The sequence below is a fragment of the Algimonas arctica genome (assembly GCF_014652695.1).
Classification (GTDB): domain Bacteria; phylum Pseudomonadota; class Alphaproteobacteria; order Caulobacterales; family Maricaulaceae; genus Litorimonas; species Litorimonas arctica.
This window is the reverse complement of record NZ_BMZH01000034.1, coordinates 1-5,251: the sequence shown is the minus strand read 5'-3', so window position 1 is coordinate 5,251 and position 5,251 is coordinate 1. Positions and strand designations below refer to the sequence as shown.

Below are 5,251 nucleotides of genomic sequence, written 5' to 3'. Positions count from 1 at the left end.
AGAAAATAAAAGAAAGAACTATTGAGTGCCGACGGTTGCAATACCGCAAAGCCGTCGCCTAATATCAATCAATAAAGGTGAGCAAAGTCTCTCTTGGCCCAGGCCAAAATCTGTGCCGTTTTATATGACGACGGACAGCTCACTCCCGCCCAACCAAATCGCAACGATTTTGAGCTATCTGCACATCACTTTCCAACCCTTTTTTATCAATCTTCTGTCGATGTACTTTATCCCAAGCGCTGTGCGGAAGAAAATTCAATGGCCAGTCTATACCGTCTGTTTTATTTCAGCCGTCGTCATGCTCTTGCAGCTTTACCCATTTGAATGGGCGGGATCATGCGAGCTGGGGCGCGGACTGTGTGGCGATCAACTCTGCTCAGTATCAGGAGACTGGCATATCGCTTGGGATGTGCCGACGAACGGAATGCTCAACTTTATAACAGTTGACTCATGGGCATCGTTCTTAACCCTCTATCCCACATATTTCTTCGCCGGAATTTTGTTGCCATTTATTTACGGGTCTTGGCGATTTACGATGTACCACTTCTTGGTTGGGCCCCAACTGGCTATGTTACTGACGGGCAACCCTAATGAGGTGGCCGCAATATGGTGCCTGTTATCAATAGGAATTCTTCTTCTTGTCGTTAAAACTCCGATAAGAAAGGTCATGTTTGTGAAGTCTTGGTGGTTATGGCCAAAACAATCTAGGCAAAAGTAGCCTGGACAAAGGTTGCTCAATAGCTCTTGGACGACAGAAAATCATAAATGGCATCAACTGGTCGTGGCCTAGAGTCTGTCGTTCGTTCAAAAACACAGCTCCGCCAGTTTAAGCGGATACTGCCCAGAAATGGGTAAAATAGCGTTTGCCGACTAGTTACCCATCGCAACCTTGGTAGTCATTGGCAAAACATTCGGCTGACAGTTTCTGCGCCTCCGCTATTTGCTCTTTCGTCATCTGAAACGCCAATGTTCTTTGGCCTGTCTTGGCCTCATGATCCCCCTGAGCCGCCGCTAAGGACATCCATTTATAGGCATGCACATCGCTCTTCGGAACGCCTTCGCCCTTGGCGTAAACTGACCCCAGAATGAATTGCGCGCTCGTACTTCCCTGCTCTGCTGCCTTACGGTACCATTTCACCGCCTCCGCTTTATCCTGCAGAAAACCTTCACCATCGGCGTACATTGTGCCCAGATTGAGCTGCGCCCTTGCACCTCCCTGCTCTGCCGCCTCGCGGTACCATTTCATGGCCTGCACCTTGTCCTCCGGAACGCCACTCCCAAAGGCGTATGTAATGCCCAAGCTTCTCTGCGCGTTCACATCTCCCTGCTCTGCGGCCTTACGATACCACTTCATGGCCTCGACGTCGTCCTCTGGAACGCCCTCGCCTCCGGCGTACATTGTGCCCAGATTAAACTGTGCTTTCCTATCCCCCTGTTCTGCCGCCTTGCGATACCATTTCAGGGCCGCCGCGTCGTCCTCTGAAACACCGTCGCCGTTGGCATACTTTAACCCCAGATCAACCTGAGCCGATACGTCACCCGCAACCGCTCGTTTCGTTAGACTTTTGATCTCCGGCTCAATGCCTTGAGAACAGGCTGAAGCGGCTATAGCTCCAGCGAACCCGAGCATTAGTAGGAAAAGTTTCGGTTTGCGTATGTTCATTCTGCTACTCCTGAGGCCGACTTACAGGTTTGCTAAGGTCATCGGCAAACTGGAAAAATATTTAAGAGCCTTTCGATTGCTCCGATCTTAGAGGTATGGGGCTAGATCTCAGTAACCTATCGAGCAGACACCGACAGCCCAGAGCAGCAAAATCCTGAACGTAGTTTTTCCGCACTAGGCCGCCGACCATAAAGCAACAGTGAGTTATCAAAACGCTTAATAAGACATTATTGGCATATGTAGATTTAACAAAATCAGCCTTATATGACGACGTGCAGATAAGCGAAAAATCTCTCTTCGCCTTGCCCCAAATCTGAAAGATAGACGCTGACGTCAGACGTTTGGTGAACTGGAACACACACTGCACCGTCCAGTTAATTCCCCCAAGACAACTGGCGCGTGCTACGCTCCTTAAAAGCTACCGCCTCACACAACGGCCTATGATGAAAGCTAAAACTTTCAAACGGTATGACGAGGGACAGGCCGCCGTCGGCGTAAGCCCCACAACGGCTACATCGCGATCACAACCCGTGCAGCGATTTATCAGTAAAATTAGGAGACAGGATGACCGACTATGCGGCGATACGGATTGCCAACCCAGATAATTATTTCGAAACGCCCCAGCATGTGCTGGATGACGTCCAATTAACGGCGAAAGAAAAGCGTAAGGTCCTCAATTCATTAAAGCTCGATGCGGAGCTGATCTCAACAGCGAAGTCTGAAAATATGGGAGATGGGAAAGTGCCCCGCCTTAAGCCAATTCAAGCCGCGCTTGTTGAACTCGACCGACGCGAACGGGGTGATGGTACGGCTAATTTATTCCAGAAAATCTTAATCGCCTTACCGAGCGATGTCGAAGAAGCCGTTGGGATCGTAGAGATAAGCTTGAAAATAGCGGAAACATACAACGCTTCTGTGAGGCTATTCAGCGTCTTGGCACCGCCGATGACGGGAGTGTCCCCGATGATAGGAACTCCTGTGATAGTACCGACTGTCATGGTTGACCCTCAAATTTCACGCGACGCTGTCAAACAAAGGGAGACTGTCGTGCAACAGTTCGTCGACAGCTATGCATTGCAAGGTCAGGCTGATCAGGTTGTCCGGCTCGGCACGCCCGCCCACGAAATTGTTTCGGAAGCTGCTGATTGGAACGCTGACCTCATTATTCTTGGCTCGCATAATCGTAGCTGGCTGGAATTCATCATCGATCCATCGGTTAGTCGACACGTCGCCCGGAAGACCAAATGCGCTGTCCTTATCCTGCCCGAATAGACGTGGTCTCACGATAGAGAGTATCTGGGTAGTATCGGCAGTCTCAGGGTTTTTGCTGCAGACACACTTTGTTGGCTACCCATAAATCAAATTTTGGACCGATAAATTCAACTCCTAAAGATAGCCACGTTGACTAATATGAACTCAAAAAACCGTCAGAGCAGGAAGATTAAACCTAGAGATATCAATAACGAGGTCGCTGAAGAGGATTCCGTTAAAGACGCAGCGGAGCTATCATCGAAGTTGATATATGAGGTCATCCGTCGCGATGGCGCTGAAGAACTCAGCCGGCCCCTAGTGTCATTGCTGTGGTCAGGCGTCGCTGCCGGGATGATTATGGGACTTTCCGTTATCGGCGAGGCGATCTTTAGAACCCACATGCCCGACACGCCTGCAAGGTTTTTGGTTGAGAACCTCGGTTACAGCTTAGGCTTTCTGGTGGTCATTCTTGGCCGAATGCAGCTTTTTACAGAAAATACGATCACAACAGTTTTGCCGTTGATGGCAGAGCCGACTTTGGCAATGTTTACCCGCGTCGTACGTCTCTGGGCGGTTGTTTTGGCAGCTAACGTCGTCGGCGCTTTTGTGGCGGGCATATTCTTCATGCATACGTCGGCAATACCTCCAGAGCTTTTGCCTGCTATGCTCGAATTGTCGAAGCATGCGCTGGACTTATCCGCCGAAGATGCCTTCATGAGAGCCATACCAGCGGGTATTTTAATCGCTGCGATCGTCTGGATGCTGCCGCAAGCTAAGTTCTCCGCATTTTTCGTCATACTGATCTTCACCTGGCTTATTGCGGCCGGTGAGTTCAGCCATATAATCGCCGGGTCAGTCGAAATGGCGATCCTCGTCGTGACCGGAAACCTTGATTTTCAGGGCGCTGTGATTGGTTTCTTTCTTCCCGTCCTTGCAGGCAATATCGTCGGTGGCACAGCGATTTTCACAATGATGGCTTGGGGACAGGTCAGGCACGAGGTCTGACACTCCGCTGAGCGATGCGGTTCATCCAATGAGACAGTGTCTGACGTCAGCATCCATGGCACAGATTTGAGCCTGGGCTAAGAGAGACTCCGCTTGCCTCCACCCTTATGGAGTAAAGCATGAGACAGACTAATGTCTGACGTCAGCGCCCATTGGGCAAATTTATGCTGCGCTAAGAGCGCTAGGGTCAGATAGTAAATAGGGATCTTGTATCTTCCTTTTTGAACCTGTGAAGAAAGCGCGGCCATTCGATCGCGTCGACGAGTTCGTCCGTAAGAGCGGCCTCTGGATCGTCAGAGCGGATAATGCAAAACGCCAGATAGTCAGCGTCGACGTTTGGGTAAATCAGGTGCTCTAGCTCAAATCGGCGATACCAGTCCTTCCCCATATCATCTTGTTTGCAAGACCTCATCGTCTTACGAAACTCCACCTCCTCGTCACAAGCCTTAAGCCAAAGACCCTTCTTGTGCCGTGGGTCAGGAACGCTTGCCCCGCGGACTTTGTACTGATGCGGATCCGGCTCCGGGCCATAAAAGAAATTACGGTCCAGATAAGCATCGACTAAAATCGGTCCATATTCCCTCCATAACGGATCATCCTCCGGGACAACCATTCGACTCATAGTGTAGGCGGCAAACTGAAACATGTAGTCCTCAGCCTCAGCGTTCCGATAACGGCATTCCCTATGCTCGCAATCAGGTAGGGTGCGATCGGCCATTGTCTGGAACACATATAATGCAGCCTCGTGTTCATCGAGTTTCGCGGGCGCCGCTGGAACACTAAAGTCCAAACCCATTGCCTGGATATGTTCGCAGGGCAGCTTTGATATGGCGCGCTTGGTCCAGAGCCCGTTGATTGAACCGGTCGGAAGACTCNGGGGGAATTGTCAGCTTAAATTGGATGAGTTCGGATTTTCACGAGACGTCAGGTCTTAGGCCACGACCAACTGCCGCCACTCCATGAGCGACACATCCCGCATGGTTTTGAAACGGGCCCGGCTTTCAAGATGTCGCTGATGGTTGAAGTGATTGTAGACTGAGGCGTGGGTTGAGACAAATTTCTGGAGCGTCGCGGGTCTCCTGAAGCGCGTCATGCCGCGCGCTCTCCGTCGAAACGGGAGATGGGAATTCTCGGCGCGATTATTGGCATATTGATCCGTGTTCTGTCGGTCCTGATTGCCAATATCGCACATGGCAGCGCCGTAAGAGCGGAGCCTGTCTGTGACGGTAGTTTGAGGCGGACCGTAGCGTTTCATGGCTTTCTTCAAGAACCGTAACGCCGCGAGTTTATCGCGCTTCTTGGTGACAAAACACTCCAGGACTTCGCCTTTAT

6 protein-coding genes are annotated in these 5,251 nt (G+C 50.8%); 3 read left to right on the top strand and 3 right to left on the bottom strand.

From position 1 onward, the window contains the following. Positions 1-25: 25 nt before the first annotated feature. On the top strand, positions 26-718 hold the full coding sequence (locus IE105_RS15190) for a DUF5765 domain-containing protein (protein WP_233354216.1): 693 nt from the start codon (positions 26-28) through the stop codon (positions 716-718). A 156-nt stretch (positions 719-874) separates the two neighbouring features. Here the strand turns inward: IE105_RS15190 and IE105_RS15185 are convergent, their stop codons facing one another. Beyond that, positions 875-1,663 (bottom strand): tetratricopeptide repeat protein, encoded by a 789-nt coding sequence (locus IE105_RS15185; RefSeq protein WP_189499734.1) that lies wholly within the window; start codon positions 1,661-1,663, stop codon positions 875-877. Positions 1,664-2,227: 564 nt separating this feature from the next. Here IE105_RS15185 and IE105_RS15180 point away from each other — a divergent pair. Then, complete coding sequence (locus IE105_RS15180) at positions 2,228-2,935, top strand: universal stress protein (protein WP_189499733.1); 708 nt, start codon at positions 2,228-2,230, stop codon at positions 2,933-2,935. 138 nt (positions 2,936-3,073) lie between these two features. Continuing rightward, positions 3,074-3,919 carry a formate/nitrite transporter family protein gene (locus tag IE105_RS15175; protein ID WP_189499735.1) on the top strand — a complete coding sequence of 282 codons (846 nt, stop codon included), beginning with the start codon at positions 3,074-3,076 and terminating at the stop codon, positions 3,917-3,919. Between the two features lie 187 nt (positions 3,920-4,106). Here IE105_RS15175 and IE105_RS15170 read toward each other — a convergent pair whose 3' ends face one another. Both IE105_RS15170 and IE105_RS15165 read right to left on the bottom strand, forming a co-directional pair. Beyond that, a complete protein-coding gene (locus tag IE105_RS15170; protein ID WP_189499732.1) occupies positions 4,107-4,637 on the bottom strand; it encodes a hypothetical protein in 531 nt (176 codons plus the stop codon). A 213-nt stretch (positions 4,638-4,850) separates the two neighbouring features. Continuing rightward, a partial coding sequence (locus tag IE105_RS15165) for a DDE-type integrase/transposase/recombinase (RefSeq protein WP_189499731.1) occupies positions 4,851-5,251 on the bottom strand: 401 nt, incomplete at its 5' end.